Here is a 19491-nt window from a genome sequence, read left to right as displayed (position 1 = left end):
CGATCCGAAGAGGATCGTCCGAGGACTTTTCAAAGGAACCTCGTCTCCGAAGAGACGGGGTATCAACATATCTGGCGTTGATTTTTGGCACGCTGTTGAGTTCTCAAGGTGCGGACGCTTCCTTCGTTCCCGTTTCCGGGCCCTCCGGGCGCTTCCTTCGTTCTTGCTCTTGTTTTTCGTTCTTGCGTTTCCGACTCTATCACACCGTTTCCGGCCCGATTTCCTCGGCGCTTTCCAGTTCCTCGCTTTCGCGATTTCCTTTCCGGCGGCTCCGACTCTATCAGATCCTTTCCGCACCGTTTCCGGTTCGGAATCGAATTCCAATGCCCATCGGAGGGGCTTTGCCTTTCGGCGGGGCACCACGTTACCGAGAATTCCCCTCGACTCATAATCGAGCCGATCGGATCGCATTCGGACATGCCGAACAAGGACCCGTCAGGGTTTGCAGTAGGTGGTGGGTTGGCCGCTCGGGGTTCGCCGTAAAGGCGTTGACCCTGGTGAAGCGGCTTGGGCAACATTACGGGTTCGTCAGGTCCGAGTCAACTTGAGCGGCGGCGTGGCGCATGGGCCCTGTAGGGGCTGACGGTGGGATCTCCGATGATCCGAAAACGGTACGGATGCACGTCTCCCGGCGGGGCCACTCCCGTCCGGGGACCGCTCGTGACCTGCTCGGACGAAACCGGCGAACCGCCCAGCACCTCCAGGGGCGCGCTCGGGCCGGCGCACAGGTCCGTGCCGTCCAGGGACCGGTCCACGGCCAGGGCCGCGGCCAGGCGGGCCGGGCCCTTGGCCAGTTCTGTGTCCTTTTTGGCCGAGAGTCGATGTTTGCGGGCGATCTCCGCCCCCTCGACGATCTCCCCCGCGCGCACCAGGACCCCGCTCGCGACGCCCTCGGGACCGCACACCAGGTTCAGGCTGAACCACATGCCGTAGATGAAGTACACGTAGGCGTGTCCGGGCGGGCCGAACATCGAGGCGTTGCGGGCGGTGCGCCCGCGGTAGGCGTGCGAGCCGGGGTCCTCGGCGCCCAGGTACGCCTCCACCTCCGTGATGCGCAGCTCCACCGGGCCGTCCTCGGTGCGTCGCACCAGGGTGCGGCCGAGGAGGTCGGGGGCCACGTCCAGCACCGGGCGGTCGTAGAAGCTGCGGGGCAGGGGCGTACGGTCGGGGCGCGCGCTCATCCGCCCGAGGGTAGTGGAGTCGGGTGCGGCGCAACCGAGCCCTATCGTTCCGCGTGGGTAGGGGCGAGCGGGACGCCGGTGGCGGCGCCCGCCTCGTCACCGACACGACAGCGACACACAGGAGATGTGGACATGGGATTCCGGAAGCTGTTCGCCAGTCTGGGCGCCGGTGGCGCCTCCGTGGACACGATCATCACCGAGCCGAACGTCGTGCCCGGCGGGATCGTGCAGGGTGAGGTGCACATCCAGGGCGGATCCGTGGAGCAGCGGATCGAGGGGCTGACGGTCGGGCTCCAGGCGCGGGTGGAGGTGGAGAGCGGGGACTCCGAGTACAAGCGGGACCTGGTGTTCACCACGCAGCGGCTCGGCGGGGCCTTCGAGGTCGCGGCCGGTGCGCAGCACGTGGTGCCGTTCGCGCTGGAGATCCCGTGGGAGACCCCGGTGACGCACGTCGACGGGCAGCAGCTGCGCGGCATGAACATCGGGGTGAGCACCGAGCTGGCGATCGCGCGGGCCGTGGACGCCGGGGACCTGGACCCGATCCACGTGCACCCGGTGCCGGCGCAGCAGGCGATCCTCGACGCGTTCATCCGGCTCGGCTTCCGGTTCCGGTCCGCGGACATGGAGCAGGGGCACGTTCGCGGGACCCGGCAGACGCTGCCGTTCTACCAGGAGATCGAGTTCCTGCCGCCGTCGCAGTACCGGGGGCTGAACCAGGTGGAGCTGACCTTCGTGGCCGACGCCCACGAGATGGACGTGGTGCTGGAGATGGACAAGAAGCCCGGTCTGTTCTCCGAGGGCAGTGACACCTACCGGTGCTTCCAGGTGTCCCAGCGGGACTGGGAGCACACGGATTGGGCGGCCTACCTCAACGAGTGGATCGCGTCCGTCGGCTCGCGCCGCAACTGGTTCTGAGGTCCGGGCGTCGGCGGGAAGACGAGAACGAGAAGAAGAGGGAGACGAGAGCTGATGAGTGACGCGAGCGCGGGTGTCGGCGGGCGGGCGCCGTTGCCGCACGCCTTCCACCCCGAGGTGGCGGCGTTCACGGTGGAGAGCCCGGAGCTGAAGCCCGGCGGGGAGCTGGGTCCGGCGCAGGTGTACGCGGAGGGGAACCTGTCCCCGGCGCTGCGCTGGTCGGGGTTCCCGGAGGGCACCGAGAGTTTCGCGGTGACCTGTTTCGACCCGGACGCGCCGACCGGCAGCGGGTTCTGGCACTGGGTGCTGTTCGACATCCCGGCATCGGTGACGGAGCTGCCGGCGGGCGCGGGCGGCGGGGAGTTCCCGGGGCTGCCGGCGGGTGCGGTGCACGTGCGCAACGACTACGGGTCGCGTGATTTCGGCGGGGCGGCGCCGCCGGCCGGGGAGCGGCACCGGTACGTTTTCACGGTGTACGCCGTGGACCGGGCCGTGCTGGGGCCGGACGCGGACGCGTCGCCGGCCGTGGTCGGGTTCAATCTGCGGTTCGCGACGATCGGTCGGGCGCAGTTGATCGGTGAGTACGAGGGGCCCGCCGAGGGCTGATTTTCGAACTCGGGGTCGAGTTCGGGTCGACGATCTTCGATCGTTCGCCGGCTGTTTGCCCGGTCCGGGGACTGAATGGGTCCCGGACCGGGCATTTTTATTGCGTTGTCCCGCGTGGCGCGCGCGGCCAGAGTGGTTGCGGGCGTCGCTGCCGCCGGTGGCCGCGGGCCTGCGCACGGGAGGTGGGCGAGATGCGGGACACGCTGGTGCTGAACGCGAGCTTCGAGCCGCTGTCGACGGTGACGCTGAATCGGGCCGTCGTGCTGGTGCTCCAGGAGAAGGCCGTCGTCGAACAGTCCCACCCCGGTCTGCGGGTGCGGGCGGCCGCCGTGGAGTTGCCGCTGCCCCGGGTGATCAGGCTGTCCCGGTACGTGCGGGTGCCCTTCCGAAGACACGCTCCGTGGTCGCGGAGGGGGGTGTTGGTCCGGGACCAACACCGGTGCGCCTACTGCGGGCGGCGGGCGACGACCGTCGATCACGTGGTGCCGAGGGCGCAGGGCGGCGGGGACGAGTGGTTGAACACGGTGGCCTCGTGCGCGGAGGACAACCACCGCAAGGCGGCGCGGACGCCGGAGCAGGCGGGGATGCCGTTGTTGCGGCGGCCGTTCGTGCCCTCGCCGGCGGACGCGATGCTCGCCGCGTTGGGGGTGGCGGGGCAGGAGGGGCTGCCGGAGTGGTTGGCGCGGGGGGCGTGATCCGGGTGGGGTGATCCGCCGCGGGGGAACGTCGTCGGGGAGGGCGGGCGGGGCGTGTGCCCCGTCCGCCCTCCCTTTCGTGTGTGGGGGGGGGGCGGGTCAGCGGAGCAGGAGCTGAACGATGGCGACGGTGCCGACGATGACGATCAGGGCGCGCAGGGCGGTGGGGGGCAGGCGGCGGCCGACCTTGGCGCCGATCTGGCCGCCGAGGGTGGAGCCGACGGCGATGAGGGCGACGGCCCACCAGTCGAATTCGGCGACGAAGAGGAAGAAGATCGCGGCGACTCCGTTGACGAGGGCCGCGAGGATGTTCTTGACGCCGTTGACGCGCTGCATGTCGTCGTGGAGGAGCAGGCCCATGAGGGCGAGGTAGAGGACTCCCTGGGCGGCGCCGAAGTAGCCGCCGTAGGCGCTGGCGAGGAGCATGCCGCCGAGGAGGACGGGGCCGCCGTCGGGGTGGGGGGCGCGGGTGGGGTCGGCGCCCTGGCGGCGGCGCAGGGCGGCGGCGAGGCGGGGTTGCAGGACGACGAGGACGAGGGCGAGCGCGATCAGGACGGGGACGATCGTGTCGAAGGACTCGGAGGGCAGGACGAGCAGGAGGGCGGCGCCGGCGAGGCCGCCGAGGAGGGCGACGGTGCCCAGGCGCAGGACGCGTCGGGTCTGGCCGCGGAGTTCGGCGCGGTAGCCGATGGCGCCGCTGATGGAGCCGGGGACGAGGCCGAGGGTGTTGGAGACGTTGGCGGTGACGGGCGGCAGGCCGGTGGCGAGGAGCACCGGGAAGGTGATGAGGGTGCCGGAGCCGACGATGGTGTTGATGGTGCCGGCGGCGACGCCGGCGAGCAGGATGGCGAGGGCTTCCCAGAGGGACAAGACCTTCTCCTTCGGATGACGGTTCACCTCCCCGCCCCGGACGACCCGGGGTCGGGGTGTTCGCCGACGATCATGCAGGAGGGGTGGGGTGGGAACGCGGGCGCCCCCGGTCCGTGAGGGCCGGGGGCGCTGTGGTGCGGGTGGGGGCGGTCAGTCGAGGGGCGGGGCCTCGCGGCGGGTGCGGGTCCCGGTGTCGCCCTCGTCGCCGCGGTCCTCGCGGCGCAGGCCGGCGGCGCCGCCGCCCATGGGGCCGAAGTTGCCGATGGCTCCGGAGAGGCCCTTGAGGGCGTCGCCGATCTCGCTGGGCACGATCCAGAGCTTGTTCGCGTCACCCTCGGCGATCTTCGGGAGCATCTGGAGGTACTGGTAGGAGAGGAGCTTCTGGTCGGGGTCGCCGGCGTGGATGGACTCGAAGACGGTGCGGATGGCCTGGGCCTCGCCCTCGGCGCGCAGGGCGGCGGCCTTGGCGTCACCCTCGGCGCGGAGGATGGAGGACTGCTTCTCGCCTTCGGCGCGGAGGATCTCGGACTGGCGGATGCCCTCGGCCTGGAGGATCGTGGCGCGCTTGTCGCGGTCGGCGCGCATCTGCTTCTCCATCGAGTCCTGGATGGAGGTCGGGGGCTCGATGGCCTTGAGTTCGACGCGGTTGACGCGGATGCCCCACTTGCCGGTGGCCTCGTCGAGGACGCCGCGCAGGGCCGCGTTGATCTCCTCGCGGGAGGTGAGGGTGCGTTCGAGGTCCATGCCGCCGATGATGTTGCGCAGGGTGGTGATGGTGAGCTGCTCGATGGCCTGGATGTAGCTGGCGACCTCGTAGGTCGCGGCCCGGGCGTCGGTCACCTGGTAGTAGATGACGGTGTCGATGTTGACGACGAGGTTGTCCTGGGTGATCACCGGCTGCGGCGGGAACGGCACGACCTGCTCGCGGAGGTCGATGCGGTTGCGGATCGAGTCGATGAACGGGACGACGATGTTGAGGCCCGCGTTGAGGGTGCGGGTGTAGCGGCCGAAGCGCTCGACGATGGCGGCGCTGGCCTGGGGGATCACCTGGATGGTCTTGACCAGGGCCACGAAGACCAACAACACCAGGATGATCAGGACGATGATGATCGGTTGCATGGCTCCCCGTAATCCTTCCGCCTGGCGGGTGTCGGCCAGTTGGGCGTGGTTCGAAGTCTCGCAGAGATCGGCTCCGCGAGTCTCGCGGTCTCGGATGACGGTGCCTCACATGACGACGGCGGTGGCCCCGTCGATGTCGACGACGTCGACTTGTTGGCCGGGTTCGTAGCTGACGCCCGGTTCGAGGGCGCGGGCGGACCAGATCTCCCCGGCGAGTTTGATGCGGCCGGCGCCGCTGCCGTCGACGCGTTCGAGGACGAGGGCGGTGCGTCCCTTGAGGGCGTCGACGCCGCTGGCCTGGCGTGGGGTCTGGCGTCGGTGGCGGTTGGCGATGGGTCGGACCACCGCGATGAGGGCGACGGAGACGATCACGAAGACCAGCACCTGCGCGACGATCCCGCCGCCGAGGGCGGCGGTGACGGCCGCGGCGACCGCGCCGACGGAGAACATGCCGAATTCCGGGAGGGCGGTCAGGACCAGCGGGATGCCGAGTCCGACCGCGCCGATGAGCCACCACACCCACGCGTCGATGTCCACGTGGTCAATGGTAGGTCGCGGGGTCGGCGGACGGAACGGGGCGACGGCGGGGGTCCGCTCGTCGTCCCGCTTCCGTCCGCCGGTTCCGTCCGTGGCCTCGCGGGCCGTCGGTCGGGCCGGTCAGCCCAGGGGGAGGCCCTGGGCGGTCCAGCGGTCGTTCTCGGTGCGCTGGACGACCAGCGGCAGGCCGAAGCAGACGGAGAGGTTGCGGGAGGTCAGTTCCAGGTCGATGGGACCGGCGGCGACGACCTTGCCCTGACGGATCATGAGGACGTGGGTGAAGCCGGGGGCGATCTCCTCGACGTGGTGCGTGACCATGACCATGGAGGGCGCGTAGGGGTCGCGGGCGAGGCGCCCGAGCCGGCGGACGAGGTCCTCGCGGCCGCCGAGGTCGAGGCCGGCGGCGGGCTCGTCGAGGAGGAGGAGCTCGGGGTCGGCCATGAGGGCGCGGGCGATGAGGGTGCGCTTGCGTTCGCCCTCGGAGAGGGTGCCGAAGCGGCGGTCGAGGAACTCGGTCATGCCGAGCCGGTCGAGGAAGGCGCGGGCGCGCTGTTCGTCGACCTCCTCGTACTCCTCGCGCCAGCTCGCGGTCATGCCGTAGGCGGCGGTGAGCACGGTCTGGAGGACGGTCTGCCGCTTGGGCAGTTTGTCCGCCATGGCGATGCCGGCCATGCCGATGCGGGGGCGCAGGTCGAAGACGTCGACCTTGCCGAGGGTGGACCCGAGGATGGTCGCGGTGCCCTTGGTGGGGAACAGGTAGCTGGAGGCGAGGTTGAGCAGGGTGGTCTTGCCGGCCCCGTTCGGGCCGAGGATGACCCAGCGCTCCCCCTCCTTGACCGACCAGGACACCTGGTCCACCAGAGCCCGGCCCTCGCGGACCACGGATACGTCCGTCAGCTCCAGAACGTCGCTCATGAGCGTGTTGTCACCCCTTGCAGTCACGGTGTGCTCGTGCGCCGGCCGGCGCAGCCCCAAAAGGAAAACCTACGCCACTCGTGGCACGGTCCGGTCCCGAGGTGGGTGTGGGGCGGGATCCGTAAGGTGGGGGGATGTTCGATGAACCGCGTTCGGGGCGCCTGGCCGCCTGGGGGAACGCTTTGTTGTCAGGTCTGGTCTCGCCCGACGAGGTCGTGGTGGAGGTCGTGGGCGAGGACGCCGTGCACCGGGTGGCGGGGCTGCCGGGTGAGGACGGGCCGGTGGGTCTGTCGTTGGCCTTGGGGCGGTTGCGTGCGCTGGGGGTGACGGGGTTGCGGGTGGCGTTGCCGGCTCCGGGGCACCCCTTGGGGTTGAGCGGGCCGCCGGAGTTCAACGCGCGGGCGTTGGCGGCCGGGGAGGCGGTGGTGTGTCTGGGGGCCGCGTGGGGGCTGGTGCCGGAGCCGACGGCGGTGGGGCCGGCCGGGGACCGGCACGTGTCGGTGCTGTGGCACTGCCTGCCGGTGCGGGAGGCGCCGCCGGCGGACGTGCCGTCGTTGGGTGAGGCGGAGCGGGAACTGGCGGAGGCCCTGCGGGAGGCGACGGAGGTGTTGACGCGCTTGGACGTGGCGGCGTCGGGGCCGGTGGCGGACGTGGCGCGGGAGGTGTTCCGGGCGCGGGCGGAGGCGGACGGGGAGTTGTTGGCCCCGGGGTATCCGGCGCGGGCGGCGCGGGTGCTGGAGTCGGCGCGGCGGATCGGGTTGTTGGTGGGGGTGGCGCACGAGAGCGGGCACGGCGGGGCGGTGTCGGCCTCGGAGATGGCGGCGCGGCTGGAGGCCCTGCGGCCGGTGGAGCGGGTGGCTCGGCGGGCGCGGGTGGCGGCGTACAACGCGGCGGTGGAGGAGCGCGAGCGCGGGAAGCGTTAGGCGCGGCTCGGGGCGTGGACGCGGCTCGGCCCCGCTCCCGGGGAGAGTGGGGGGAGCGGGGCCGAGGCGGAGCGTGGTGGTGCGGTGTCCGGTGGGGCGGCGCGTCAGTGGTTGGCGCCGGTGTTGCCCCAGACGGGGTTGAGCAGGCCGATCACGTCGACGGTGTTGCCGACGGCGTTGACCGGGACGTGCACGGGGAGCTGCGCGAGGTTGCCGGAGGCGACGCCGGGCGAGTTGTGGGCCTCGCCGGAGGCCGACGCGCCGCCGCCGTGGGCCGAGGAGACGCCCGCGGCCGCGGCCACGAGTCCGCCGGCGATCATGGTGACGGCGGCGGCCTTCTTGATGTTCTTCACGTTCGTTTTCCTCCAGTGCGTTCGCCGCGATGCGTCCTCGCGACTCGTGGGGAGAACGCGGGGTCGGCGGGGGCGGATACGCCATGTGGGCGACATTCGCCCGACAGGATGAAAAGTGCGCGCGGACGGGACGGCTCCGGTTCAGGGGGTGTCGGTGAGTCCGTGGCGGACGGCCCAGAGGGCGGCCTGGGTGCGGTCGGCGAGGTCGAGCTTCATGAGGATGTTGGAGACGTGCGTCTTGACGGTCTTCTCGGAGAGGACCAGGGCGCGGGCGATCTCGCGGTTGGCGCGGCCTTGGGCGATGAGGGTGAGGACCTCGCGTTCGCGTTCGGTGAGGGTGGTGCCGCGGCCGGTGCCGGCGGGTTGGTCCTCGCGGCTGAGGAGGGCGGCGGCGATCTCGGGCTGGAGCAGCACGTGGCCGGCGTGGACGGAGCGGATGGCGAGGGCGAGGGCCTCGGGGTCCACGTCCTTGTGCAGGTAGCCGGCGGCGCCGGCCGAGAGGGCGGGGATCACGGTGCGCCGTTCGGTGAAGCTGGTGACGATCAGGACCCGGGGCGGGTGCTCGGAGCGGGCGAGCAGGCGCAGGGCGGAGACGCCGTCGAGGCCGGGCATGCGCACGTCCATGAGGACCACGTCGGGACGCAGCGCCTCGGCGCGGGCGACGCCCTCGGTGCCGTCGGCGGCCTCGCCCACGACCTCGATGTCGTCCTGGACCTCCAGGAAGGTGCGCAGGCCCCGGCGGACGACCTGGTGGTCGTCGACGATGAGGACGCGGATGCGGGGGGTGGGGGCGGTGTGGTCAGCCACCGGGGACCTCCATCTCGACGGTGGTGCCCCGGCCGGGCGCGGAGCGGACGTGGAGCCGGCCGCCGACGCCGGCGGCGCGGTCGCGCATGGAGACCAGGCCGAGGCGGCGGCCGGCGCGGCGGACGGCGCGCGGGTCGAAGCCGGTGCCGTCGTCGGTGACGGTGAGGAGGGCTCCGGTGTCGGCGGCGCGGCCGGGGGCGCGGGCGAGGGTGAGGGTGACGTGGGCGGGGTCGGCGTGGCGCAGGGCGTTGTGGAGGGCTTCCTGGGCGACGCGCAGCAGGGCCTCCTCCTGGGCGGCGGGCAGGGCGCGGACGCCGTCGCAGGTGAAGGTGACGTGGGCGGTGTGGGCGCGGTCGAGGACGTGGGCGTGGTTGCGGAGGGTGGCGACGAGGCCGTCCTCGTCGAGGGCGGCGGGTCGCAGTTCGGTGACGGCGGCGCGCAGCTCGTCGGCGGCCTCGGCGGCGAGCGCGGTGACGCGGTGCAGTTCCTCCTTGGCGCGGGCGGGGTCGCGGTCGACGAGGGCGCCGGCGGCCTGGGCGGTCAGGCGCAGGGAGAAGAGCTTCTGGCTGACGGCGTCGTGGAGCTCGTGGGCGAGGCGGGAGCGTTCCTCGGCGATGGTGAGTTCGCGGCTGCGTTCCCACAGGCGGGCGTTGGTGAGGGCGATGGCGGCGTGTTGGGCGAGGAGGCCGAGGAGGGCCTCGTCCTCGGCGGTGAAGCCGGGGCCGGTGGGGGCGGGCGGGTCCACTCCCTCTTTGTCCTCTTTATGCGGTTCGGTGCTTTCGGGGCGTGCGGGGGCGGCGGTGGGGGTCTTGTTGGCGAGGAAGAGGGCGGCGATGGTCTCGTCGCCGTCGCGCACGGGCATGCCGAGGAAGTGGGACATGTCGGGGTGGGCGCCGGGCCAGCCCTCGAAGCGGGGGTCGGCGCGCACGTCGCCGAGGCGTTCGGCGCCGTCGGTGTCGAGCATGGCCGCGAGCACCCCGTGCCGGCGGGGCAGGGGGCCGATGCGGCGCCACTGCTCCTCGGTGACCCCGTCCACGACGAACTGGGCGAAGCCCCCGTGGTCGTCGGGGACGCCGAGGGCGGCGTACTCGGCGCCGAGGAGGGTACGGGCGGAGGCGACGATCGTGCGCAGGACGTCCTCGACGGCGGAGTGCCGGTTGATCGCGAGGACGGCGGCGCTGACGGCCGCGAGGGCGGCCGGTCCGGCGGGTCCGGGGGCCGGCGTCGGGGGCGGGGTGTCCATGTGATCACCGTAGTCGCGGAGCGTGTCCGGCCGGATGGGGCCACGGGCGGAGGTCCGCGGGACCCCGGGGAGTAGGTCCCGGGACCTCGGTCGTCACGTTCCGCTTCGCTTTCGCGACGGGCGGTGAGATTGTTACGTGCCTGATGTGAGCCCGAGCATAGGACGCAGGTCACTTACGAAGCCCGTTAGTTGATCCGCCGGGGGTGCGGGAGGGCTGATCACGGGGGTTCGAGCGGGTGCGGGAGGGGGGCGGCGGGGGTCCGTGATCCACTACCCGGCTTCGTAGGTCACACCTTTGCCCGGGGATTTCACGGCCGCTAACAATGGCTCCCGTCACCGAGCGCCGCACAGGGTCCCGAACCCCGGCGGCGCGTCGTCCGACCCTCTCCGAGCCGTTCCCGCCGGAGGGAACCCCCGCTCGTGAAGGTGTGTGTCCCATGTCCGCGTCCTCCCCCGCCGGTCACAGTCGTCCGACCAAGACCCACAAGATCGCCCTCGCCGCCGTCGCCGGTCTCGGCGCCGCCGCCCTGGCCCTCACCCTGGTCCCCGCCGGGGCGGGCGAGACCGGGCAGCCGGTGGAGATCGCCGCGGCGCCCGTGGCCGTGGCCAAGGTCGTGGACGTGAAGCTGGCCGGCACGGCGCAGCACGTGAACGCGCAGAGCGCCGTGGCCGTGAAGCAGGCCAAGGTCGCCGCCGACGACGCCGCCGCGAAGGCGAAGGCCGCCAAGACCCGTGAGGCCGAGCAGACCGCGAGCCGTTCCGCCGCCCGGATGCCGGTGTTCGCGAACAACCTGGACGGTTGGATCCGCGAGGCGCTGTTCATCATGAAGCGCGAGGGCATCCCCGGCACCTACGCGGGCATCCACCGCAACGTGATGCGCGAGTCCAGCGGCAACCCGATGGCGATCAACAACTGGGACATCAACGCCCGCAACGGCATCCCCTCCAAGGGCCTGCTGCAGGTGATCTACCCGACCTTCAAGACGTACCACGTCAAGGGCACCAAGTTCGACCAGTACGACCCGGTCGCCAACATCGTCGCCGCCTGCAACTACGCGGCCGACCGCTACGGCTCCATGGACAACGTCAACAGCGCCTACTGAGCCGAGGCACCGCACGCCCGCGGGGCGGCACCCGGACCGACACACGGTCCTCGGGTGCCGCCCCGCGGGCGTTCGAGGGCTACTTGCGCATGACCTCCGGCTCGTGCCGGCGCAGCAGCCGGGCCACGGCGAACCCGCAGATCACGCCCAGGGCCAGCAGCACGGAGATGTCCAGCGCCCACTGGCCGACGGTGGCGTCCCACAGCGGGTCGGTGTTGGTCGGGTCGTCCTGGTCCCACGGCGGCATCAGCTTGCCGAGGTTCAGGGTGGTGCCGGCCGCGCCGATGGCCCAGCGCGAGGGCATCAGCCACGCGAACTGCTCCAGGCCCACCGTGTCGTAGATCTTGAACAGGATGCCGGTGAAGACGACCTGGACGATCGCGAACATGACGAGCAGCGGCATGGTCTTCTCGGCGGTCTTCACCAGCGAGGAGATCACCAGGCCGAACATCATCGACGTGAAGCCCAGAGCGATCACCGACAGGCACAGCTCGACGGCCGGCGGCATCAGCAGGCCCTCGGCGGGCAGATCGCGCGGCACGAAGCCGATCACGCAGATGATCACGCCCTGGAGGGCGGTGATCACGCCGAGGACGATGACCTTGGACATCAGGTACGCCGAGCGGGACAGGCCGGTGGCCCGCTCCCGTTCGTAGATCACCCGCTCCTTGATCAGCTCGCGGACCGAGTTCGCGGCGCCCGAGAAGCACATGCCGACCGCGAGGATCAGCATGATCGTGCCCGCGTCGCCGTTGAACCGGGACGGCGGGGTCGGCGGGGCCAGGCCGAAGGTGGCCGGGATGACGGTGGAGACCACGCCCAGCACCGCCGGCAGGATCACCATCAGGCCCAGGAAGCCCTTGTCGGAGGCGATGACGGTGACGTAGCGGCGGATCAGCGTGAACAGCTGCGAGCCCCAGCCCTGCGGCTTGGGCGGGCGCACCTGGGCCACCGGGGCCACGACGGCCGGCTGCGGGGCCGCGTTGTCGAGGTCGGCGGCGTAGAGCTGGTAGTGCTGCGAGCCCTTCCAGCGGCCGGCCCAGTCGAAGTCGCGGTAGTTCTCGAACGCGGAGAACACGTCGGCCCAGGTCTCGTAGCCGAAGAAGTTCAGCGCCTCGTCCGGCGGGCCGAAGTAGGCGACGGAGCCGCCCGGGGCCATCACCAGCAGCTTGTCGCAGATCGCCAGCTCGGCCACGGAGTGCGTGACCACCAGCACCGTGCGGCCGTCGTCGGCGAGCCCGCGCAGCAGCTGCATCACGTCGCGGTCCATGCCCGGGTCCAGGCCCGAGGTCGGCTCGTCGAGGAAGATCAGCGAGGGCTTGGTCAGCAGCTCCAGGGCGACCGAGACGCGCTTGCGCTGGCCTCCGGAGAGCGAGGTGATCTTCTTGTCCTTGTGGATGTCGAGCTTCAGCTCGCGCAGGACCTCGTCGATCCGGGCGGCGCGCTCGGTCTCGGCGGTGTCGCCGGGGAAGCGGAGCTTGGCCGCGTACTTCAGGGCCGTGCGGACGGTCAGCTCCTTGTGCAGGATGTCGTCCTGCGGGACCAGACCGATGCGCTGGCGCAGCTCGGCGAACTGCTTGTACAGGTTCCGGTTGTCGTAGAGCACGTCGCCCTGGTTGGCGGGCCGGTAGCCGGTGAGCGCCTTGAGCAGGGTGGACTTGCCGGAGCCGGACGGGCCGATGACCGCAATCAGCGACTTCTCGGGCACCCCGAAGGACACGTCCTTCAGGATCTGCTTGCCGCCGTCCACGGTGACCGTCAGGTGCCGGGCCGAGAAGGAGACCTCGCCGGTGTCGACGAACTCCTCCAGCCGGTCCCCCACGATCCGGAACGTGGAGTGGCCCACGCCCACGATGTCGTTGGGGCCCAGCGAGGCCGAACCCGACTTCGCCAGCGGCTGGCCGTTGACGTAGGTGCCGTTGTGGCTGCCGAGGTCGTGGATCTCGAACCGGCCGGCGGTGGCGCGGAACTCGGCGTGGTGCCGCGAGACCTGGAGGTCCGAGACGACCAGCTCGTTGTCGAGCGCGCGGCCGATCCGCATCACGTGGCCGACGGCGATCTGGTGGAAGGTGGTCGGGCTGCGGTCCGCGTGGGCCCCACCGGCCGCCTGGCCCTGGCGCGGGCCGCCCTGGCCCGGGATCCCCACGTGCCCGAAGTCGGCGCCCGGGTCGGGCGACCAGTGCGCCCCACCGCCCGCGACGACCGGGGCGGGCTGCCCGATCAGGTCCAGCCGCGGGCCGTCGGTGGCGTTGCCCAGGTGCACCGGGGTGCCCGGGGACAGCTCGGCCCGTTCCACCCGGGCCCCCCGCAGCCAGGTGCCGTTGGTGGAACCGTGGTCCTCGATCCCCCAACCGCGCCCGTCCCAGCGGAGCGTGGCGTGCCGCCAGGAGACCCTGGCGTCGTCGATGACCACGTCCCCCTGGGGATCGCGCCCCAGCGCGTACGACCGGGACGGATCCAGCGTCCAGGTCCTTCCGTTCACTTGCAGTACGAGTTCCGGCACTCCAGCCCCACTTGCTTGTCCCCCGAGAATCCCCCTGACGTCAGGGAGTCTAGGGATGGCGTACATCGGGGGGAACTATTTCAGGCCCGCGGGCCCGAGGGGAATCCGGGCCGTGTCACAACCCGTCGACGACCGCGCGTTGACGGTGGCCGCCCGCCTGCGGACAGTGAGGAGAGGCGGAATTCGCGGGCCCGTACCCGGTTCTGCGGGGCGGGCCGGCCGACGAGGGTTCGGGGGTCGGGCTCGTGCGCGCGATGCGATGGGGTTCCTTTTCGGCCGGTGCGCTGCTCGCGGTCGGGACGGCCGCGGCCGCCATGGCGGGGGTCGCGGCGCTCGGACTGTGGCTGCTGGGGGTCACGGACACCGGAGGGTCGCTCGGGGCGATGACGGCGGCGACGGTCATCGCGGCGGCGGGCGGGCGGATCCGACCCACCGGTGAGCTCTCGGTGTTCGGGATGCCCGGGGGCGCGGGCGCCGAGGGGTCCCTGGAACTGGTGCCGCTCGGGGTGTCGGTGGTGGGCGCGGTGGTCCTGGGGGCGGTGTTCCTGCGCACGGCGCGGTGCGCGCGCGGGCGGGGGGCCGAACTCGCGGCGCGGGCCGGGGTGGTGGCGTCGCTGTGGGCGGGGGTGGCGGCGGCCTCGGGGGCCTGGGGGCGGGAGGTGGTGACCCTGGACGGGGCCCGGTTGCCCTCGCCGGCGGTGCCCCGGCCCTCGGTGTCGGTGCCGGGAGTGGACGTGCCGGGGTTGGAGGTGCCGGGGTGGGATCTGCCGGATTTGGGCGGGTTGTTGCCGGATCGGGTGGGGGATCTGATCGAGGCGAAGGCCCGAGTGGGCTTCGCGGTGGAGGTGCCGGCCACGGTGCTCGGGGCGCTGGGGTGGGTGCTGGTGGTGTTGGTGGTGGCGCTGGCGGTCTCGCGGCACGGGCCGGTGGGGTGGGCGCGGTGGCGGGCGCCGGTGCGGGGGTTGCTGGTGCTCGCGGCGGTGCCGGTGGGTCTGGTGTGGGTGGGCGGTGTGGTGGCGGGCTTGTGGCGCGGGGTGTTCGGGGCGGCGGTGGGGGCGCTGTTGTTGGGGGCGCCGAACGGGGGCTGGACGGGGTGGGCGGCGGCGTGGGGCGTGCCGTGGGAGGGGTCGGTGCGGGGGGACGCGTCGCGGTGGTTGCCGGAGCCGGTGGCGCGGTGGTTCGTGGGGCGGTCGGTGTCGGTGGGGGACGTGGCCGGGTGGGAGGGGTGGTGGGTGTGGCTGCCGACGGTGGGGTCGGTGGTGCTCGCGGTGTTGGTGGGGGTGGTGGTGGGGCGGGGTTCGCCGGGGGTGCGGGTGCCGGGCGCGGTGGCGCGGTCGGTGGTGGTGACGGCGGCCGGGCTGGGGGTGGTGGCGTGGGCGACGCGGTTCTCGCTGGACGCGTCCCTGGGAGTGCTCGGGGTGGATCTGACGGGGTTGGGGGCGCGGTTGGCGGTGGATCCGGTGCGGGCGGTGTCGTGGGGTGCGGTGTGGGGTGCGGGGATCGGAGTGGTGGCGGGGCTGGTGGGACGGGGCCGAGGGGGCGCGGCGGGCGGGCCGGGCCCGGCGGCCGGCGGGGGCGGGGGCGAGGGCGAGGGCGCGTGGGGGCCGTACCGGCCTCCGGTGCCGCCGGGCGGGGCGGGGCCGGTGGTGAACCCGTACCGGAGCGGGCCCTCGGGGTCGGGGCCGGGGCCGGGGGCGGATCCGGACGGGCGGACGCGGGCGGCGGGGCGGGCGCCGTTCGTCCCACCGCCACCCCCGGGGCCGCCGCCCCCGCCGTCGTTCCCGCCGCCCCGGCCGCCGGGGTCCGGGGTGGGGTGAGGGAGTTCGGCGGAGCGGGTGACCGTCTGGTGGGACGGGGGGTGGGGCGGCCGAGCGGGGACGATACGGTGAGGGCACCATGAGCGCTTCGCAGATTTCCGACGCCCCCACCCTCCTCGTCAAGATCTTCGGCAAGGACCGTCCCGGGATCACCGCCGGACTGTTCGACACCCTCGCCGCCTACTCGGTCGACGTGGTCGACATCGAGCAGGTCGTCACGCGCGGCCGGATCGTGCTGTGTGCCCTCGTCACCCGTCCCGGTTCGCCGGGCGGGGAGGGCGAGCTGCGGGCGACCGTGCACAGCTGGGCCGAGTCGCTGAAGTTGCAGGCCGAGATCATCTCCGGCACCGGCGACAACCGGCCGCGCGGCAGCGGCCGCTCGCACGTGACGGTGCTGGGGCATCCGCTGACCGCCGAGTCCACGGCGCAGATCGCGGCCCGGATCACCGGCACGGGCGGCAACATCGACCGCATCTTCCGGCTGGCGAAGTACCCGGTGACGGCGGTGGAGTTCGCCGTGTCGGGCGTGGAGACCGAGCCCCTGCGCACGACGCTGGCCACGGCGGCCTCGGCTCTCGGCGTGGACGTGGCGGTGGTCTCGGCCGGGCTTCACCGGCGGGCCCAGCGCCTGGTGGTGATGGACGTGGACTCCACGCTGATCCAGGACGAGGTCATCGAGCTGTTCGCCGCGCACGCCGGCTGCGAGGAGGAGGTGGCGGCGGTGACGGCCCGGGCGATGGCCGGGGAGTTGGACTTCGAGCAGTCGCTGCACGCGCGGGTGGCGCTGCTGGCGGGTCTGGACGAGTCGGTGGTGGACAAGGTCCGCGCCGAGGTGCGGCTGACGCCGGGCGCGCGGACCCTGATCCGCACCCTGAAGCGACTGGGCTACCAGGTGGGCGTGGTCTCGGGCGGGTTCACGCAGGTCACGGACGATCTGCGGGAGCGGCTCGGGCTGGACTTCGCCTCGGCCAACACGCTGGAGATCGTGGACGGGAAGCTGACCGGCCGGGTGGTCGGCGAGGTCGTGGACCGGGCCGGGAAGGCGCGGCTGCTGCGGCGGTTCGCGGCGGAGGCCGGGGTGCCGCTGGCCCAGACGGTGGCGATCGGGGACGGGGCGAACGACCTCGACATGCTGAACGCGGCCGGTCTGGGGGTGGCGTTCAACGCGAAGCCGGTGGTGCGGGAGGCCGCGCACACGGCGGTGAACGTGCCGTTCCTGGACGCCGTGCTGTACCTGCTGGGGATCACCCGGGAAGAGGTGGAGGCCGCCGACCTGGTGTGAGGTCGGTCGGCCGCGCGGGGGCGGGGGTGCGACGGGGTCTTCCCCGTGCGCGCCCCCGCCCTTCGTCGTGGCGGGGTGTGCCCACGGCGGGTCAGGAGTGGGGGCTCCAGAAGTCGACGAGGGTGCCGACCCCGTGTTCCACGGACTTCCAGGTGCCGGTGAAGGTGAGCACGGCGAGTCCGGAGGTGGGGTAGCCGGAGCGGTTCATGCGGGCGAGGGCGTCCCCCTCGGCCTCCCCGGCCAGGGCGTCGGCCAGGGCGTGGATCCCCGGGTTGTGCCCGACGAGCAGCAGGTTCTCCACCCCGTCGGGGGTCTCGTTCAGGACCGCGATGAGTTCGCCGAGGGAAGCCTCGTAGACCCGCTCCTCGTAGACGGTCCTGGGGCGGGTCGCGAGTTCGGCGACGGCCAGCTTCCAGGTCTCGCGGGTGCGGGCGGCCGTGGAGCAGACGGCGAGGTCGAGGTCGAAGCCGAGCCCGGCGAGCCGGCGGCCGACGACGGGGGCGTCCTTGCGGCCCCGGTCGGCGAGCGGGCGTTCGTGGTCGGTTTCCTGGCCCCAATCGGCCTTGGCGTGCCGGAGGAGGACGATCCTGCGGATGGTGTCGGCGCTCATGGCCCTCAGCTTCGCACGGATCGGGGGACGGGGTGCGGGGCGGATCGGGGCTCACCCGCACGGGCGACCGCGCCCCGGCGTGTCGTGCGGGCGCGCGCCGGCCGGGGCCCTCATCGGGGTCGGGTTCAGCCGAGGACGGTCAGGACGCGGCCGGTGATCCGGCCGAGGGTGCCGCCCTCGGAGGCCGCGTTGGCGTCGCCGGTGCCCAGGGTGAGCAGCAGGAGCAGGGCGGTGAAGACCAGCGCGGGCAGGACCGGGGTCCACCAGGTGAGGCGGGTGCCGGGACGGGCGGAGGCGGTGGGGCGCGCGGGGGTGCGGGGGTCGACCGGCATGTCCGTCTCCGTGGGCGAGGGGCTGGCGCCCGCCCGCGCGGGCGCGCGGTGGGCTCTGCCGTCGAATCTACGGAAGGCGGGGGCCGGGGCCCATCGGGTTTCTCCCCCAGTCGTCCCTGAGCCTGTCCCCCGCTTCTCTCGGGGGTTTCCCCCACCCCGACCCCGAGATCGTCTCGGGGTCGGGGTGGGGGCCCGGGCCGGTCAGGGGGAGGCGATCGTGGCGATGATCGCGATGATCACGGTGACGCCGAGCATGGCGCCGAGGACGAGGCCGAGCTTCTTGTGCCCGTTCTTCGGGTTCGGTTCGAGGACGCTCATGCCGTCAGTCTTTCATGCCGCATTCGTCCTCGATCGTGCGGTCCCGGCCGGCGAGCAGGCCGAGGGCGATCTGCGGCACGAGCAGCCCGCTCATCAGCAGCAGCGGGAGGTCCCAGCCGCCGCTGTGCTGGTAGAGGGTGCCGACGAGGAGGGGGCCGGGGATGGAGATGAGGTAGCCGGTGGACTGGGCGAAGGCGGACAGCCGCACGACGCCGGCCGGGGACTTGGCGCGCAGCCCGATCAGCGTGATGACCAGTGGGAAGGCACAGTTGGAGACGCCGAGGAGGAGGGCCCAGGCCCAGGCGCCGCCGGCGGGGGCGAGGTAGAGGCCGAGGTAGCCGACGAGGCCGAAGAGGCCGAGTCCGGCGGCTATCGGGCCCTGGTTGCGCATCCGGCCGGCGAGGTTGGGGATGACGAAGGCCAGCGGGACGCCCATGGCCATGGTGACGGCGAGGAGCACGCCGGCGGTCTCGGCGGAGACGCCCGCGTCGCGGAAGATCTGCGGGAGCCAGCCCATGGTGATGTAGGCGCCGGTGGCCTGGAGGCCGAAGTAGACGGCCAGCGCCCAGGCGGTGCGGCTGCGCAGGACGCTCGGGCCGGCGCTCGGGGCGGCGGCCGGGGCGCTCGCGCCGGCGTCGGCCTTGGCGGGGCGGACGGCGCGGACCAGGGGCAGCCAGACCAGGAAGGCGAGGACGCCGAGGACGGCCCACACCAGGAGCCCGTCGCGCCAGTTCCCGCCGAGGGCGGTGGTCAGGGGGACGGTGGCGGCGGCGGCCAGGGAGGTGCCGGCGGCCAGGGCCATCGAGTACAGGCCGGTCATGGTGCCGACGCGGTCGGGGAACCAGCGCTTGACGACCACCGGCAGCAGCACGTTGGTCAGGGCGATGCCGGCCAGGGTCAGGGCGCTCGCGGCCAGGAACCCGACGGCGCCGTCCGCGAAGGGGCGCACTATGAGGCCCGCGGCCACGGCGGCCATGCCCGCGCAGACCACGGCGGCGGGGCCGAAGCGGCGCGAGAGGCGGGGCGCGGTGACGCCGAAGACGGCGAAGCACAGGGCGGGCACGGAGGTGATGAGGCCGGCGACCGTGCCGCTCATGTGGAGGCCCTCGCGGGTCTCCTCGAAGAGGGCTCCGAGGCTGGTGATGGCGGGCCGCAGGTTGAGGGCGGCCAGCACGATGCCGACGACGAGGAAGGCGCCGAGCCGGCGGGACCGGGGCCCTTCGGGAAGCGGGGTCGCGGGGGCGCGGGTCGCGAGGGCGGGGGACGCGGGGGCGTCCGGGCGGCCGGTGGGCCGATCGAGGGTACGGAGTTCGTCGTCGTGCATCGGACCATCATAGAATCATGGGATGATTGGTTGTCCAG

Annotated in this window: 20 protein-coding genes; 7 read left to right on the top strand and 13 right to left on the bottom strand. The window is 72.7% G+C overall.

The annotated features are described in order from the left end of the window. Positions 1-539: 539 nt before the first annotated feature. Positions 540-1181, bottom strand: a complete 642-nt coding sequence (locus ACN20G_RS21620; protein ID WP_424214462.1) for a DNA-3-methyladenine glycosylase — start codon at positions 1179-1181, stop codon at positions 540-542. A gap of 132 nt (positions 1182-1313) precedes the next feature. Between ACN20G_RS21620 and ACN20G_RS21615 the strand changes: the two genes are divergently transcribed. The 3 genes from ACN20G_RS21615 (at position 1314) to ACN20G_RS21605 (ending at position 3397) form a co-directional block, all read left to right on the top strand. After that, positions 1314-2096 (top strand): sporulation protein, encoded by a 783-nt coding sequence (locus tag ACN20G_RS21615; RefSeq protein WP_424214461.1) that lies wholly within the window; start codon positions 1314-1316, stop codon positions 2094-2096. A 54-nt stretch (positions 2097-2150) separates the two neighbouring features. After that, a complete protein-coding gene (locus ACN20G_RS21610) occupies positions 2151-2702 on the top strand; it encodes a YbhB/YbcL family Raf kinase inhibitor-like protein (RefSeq protein ID WP_424214460.1) in 552 nt (183 codons plus the stop codon). Between the two features lie 191 nt (positions 2703-2893). Then, positions 2894-3397 (top strand): HNH endonuclease, encoded by a 504-nt coding sequence (locus ACN20G_RS21605; RefSeq protein WP_424214459.1) that lies wholly within the window; start codon positions 2894-2896, stop codon positions 3395-3397. A gap of 99 nt (positions 3398-3496) precedes the next feature. On the opposite strand, the gene ACN20G_RS21600 is transcribed toward ACN20G_RS21605, so the two are convergent. The 4 genes from ACN20G_RS21600 to ACN20G_RS21585 form a co-directional block, all read right to left on the bottom strand. Further along, on the bottom strand, positions 3497-4267 hold the full coding sequence (locus ACN20G_RS21600) for a sulfite exporter TauE/SafE family protein (RefSeq protein WP_424214458.1): 771 nt from the start codon (positions 4265-4267) through the stop codon (positions 3497-3499). Between the two features lie 150 nt (positions 4268-4417). Then, entirely contained in the window at positions 4418-5386 is a 969-nt protein-coding gene (locus ACN20G_RS21595) for an SPFH domain-containing protein (RefSeq protein ID WP_424214457.1), read from the bottom strand. 105 nt (positions 5387-5491) lie between these two features. Continuing rightward, positions 5492-5923: an NfeD family protein gene (locus ACN20G_RS21590; protein ID WP_424214456.1), complete on the bottom strand. Its 432-nt coding sequence runs from the start codon at positions 5921-5923 to the stop codon at positions 5492-5494. A 120-nt stretch (positions 5924-6043) separates the two neighbouring features. Continuing rightward, positions 6044-6838 carry an ABC transporter ATP-binding protein gene (locus tag ACN20G_RS21585; protein ID WP_424214455.1) on the bottom strand — a complete coding sequence of 265 codons (795 nt, stop codon included), beginning with the start codon at positions 6836-6838 and terminating at the stop codon, positions 6044-6046. A 134-nt stretch (positions 6839-6972) separates the two neighbouring features. On the opposite strand from ACN20G_RS21585, the gene ACN20G_RS21580 reads away from it, so the two are divergent. Then, positions 6973-7761 (top strand): hypothetical protein, encoded by a 789-nt coding sequence (locus ACN20G_RS21580; RefSeq protein ID WP_424214454.1) that lies wholly within the window; start codon positions 6973-6975, stop codon positions 7759-7761. A gap of 104 nt (positions 7762-7865) precedes the next feature. On the opposite strand, the gene ACN20G_RS21575 is transcribed toward ACN20G_RS21580, so the two are convergent. The 3 genes from ACN20G_RS21575 to ACN20G_RS21565 form a co-directional block, all read right to left on the bottom strand. Then, a complete protein-coding gene (locus ACN20G_RS21575) occupies positions 7866-8114 on the bottom strand; it encodes a chaplin (RefSeq protein ID WP_424214453.1) in 249 nt (82 codons plus the stop codon). Between the two features lie 141 nt (positions 8115-8255). Continuing rightward, complete coding sequence (locus tag ACN20G_RS21570) at positions 8256-8921, bottom strand: response regulator (protein ID WP_424214452.1); 666 nt, start codon at positions 8919-8921, stop codon at positions 8256-8258. Beyond that, positions 8914-10164 carry a GAF domain-containing sensor histidine kinase gene (locus ACN20G_RS21565; RefSeq protein ID WP_424214451.1) on the bottom strand — a complete coding sequence of 417 codons (1251 nt, stop codon included), beginning with the start codon at positions 10162-10164 and terminating at the stop codon, positions 8914-8916. Before ACN20G_RS21565 ends, ACN20G_RS21570 begins: the two co-directional genes overlap by 8 nt. A gap of 437 nt (positions 10165-10601) precedes the next feature. Between ACN20G_RS21565 and ACN20G_RS21560 the strand changes: the two genes are divergently transcribed. Then, positions 10602-11267 (top strand): transglycosylase SLT domain-containing protein, encoded by a 666-nt coding sequence (locus ACN20G_RS21560; RefSeq protein WP_424214450.1) that lies wholly within the window; start codon positions 10602-10604, stop codon positions 11265-11267. A 79-nt stretch (positions 11268-11346) separates the two neighbouring features. Here ACN20G_RS21560 and ACN20G_RS21555 read toward each other — a convergent pair whose 3' ends face one another. Further along, the gene (locus ACN20G_RS21555; RefSeq protein ID WP_424214449.1) at positions 11347-13770 is read right to left on the bottom strand and encodes an FHA domain-containing protein; all 2424 of its coding nucleotides are present in this window, start codon (positions 13768-13770) and stop codon (positions 11347-11349) included. A gap of 254 nt (positions 13771-14024) precedes the next feature. Between ACN20G_RS21555 and ACN20G_RS21550 the strand changes: the two genes are divergently transcribed. Together ACN20G_RS21550 and serB are read left to right on the top strand one after the other, a co-directional pair. Further along, on the top strand, positions 14025-15587 hold the full coding sequence (locus ACN20G_RS21550) for a streptophobe family protein (RefSeq protein WP_424215621.1): 1563 nt from the start codon (positions 14025-14027) through the stop codon (positions 15585-15587). A gap of 79 nt (positions 15588-15666) precedes the next feature. Then, on the top strand, positions 15667-16869 hold the full coding sequence (serB, locus tag ACN20G_RS21545; protein ID WP_424214448.1) for a phosphoserine phosphatase SerB: 1203 nt from the start codon (positions 15667-15669) through the stop codon (positions 16867-16869). A 91-nt stretch (positions 16870-16960) separates the two neighbouring features. Here serB and ACN20G_RS21540 read toward each other — a convergent pair whose 3' ends face one another. From ACN20G_RS21540 to ACN20G_RS21525, 4 genes are all read right to left on the bottom strand, one after another. Beyond that, entirely contained in the window at positions 16961-17479 is a 519-nt protein-coding gene (locus ACN20G_RS21540) for a SixA phosphatase family protein (RefSeq protein ID WP_424214447.1), read from the bottom strand. Positions 17480-17604: 125 nt separating this feature from the next. Further along, positions 17605-17811, bottom strand: coding sequence for a hypothetical protein (locus ACN20G_RS21535; protein WP_424214446.1), 207 nt, complete (start codon positions 17809-17811; stop codon positions 17605-17607). A gap of 201 nt (positions 17812-18012) precedes the next feature. Further along, the gene (locus ACN20G_RS21530) at positions 18013-18129 is read right to left on the bottom strand and encodes an SGM_5486 family transporter-associated protein (protein ID WP_424214445.1); all 117 of its coding nucleotides are present in this window, start codon (positions 18127-18129) and stop codon (positions 18013-18015) included. Between the two features lie 4 nt (positions 18130-18133). Then, positions 18134-19453: a CynX/NimT family MFS transporter gene (locus ACN20G_RS21525; protein ID WP_424214444.1), complete on the bottom strand. Its 1320-nt coding sequence runs from the start codon at positions 19451-19453 to the stop codon at positions 18134-18136. Positions 19454-19491 lie beyond the last annotated feature (38 nt).

It is taken from the genome of Streptomyces dryopteridis (assembly GCF_049606955.1).
Taxonomy (GTDB): domain Bacteria; phylum Actinomycetota; class Actinomycetes; order Streptomycetales; family Streptomycetaceae; genus Streptomyces.
This window is presented reverse-complemented; position numbering and strand designations above follow the sequence as displayed.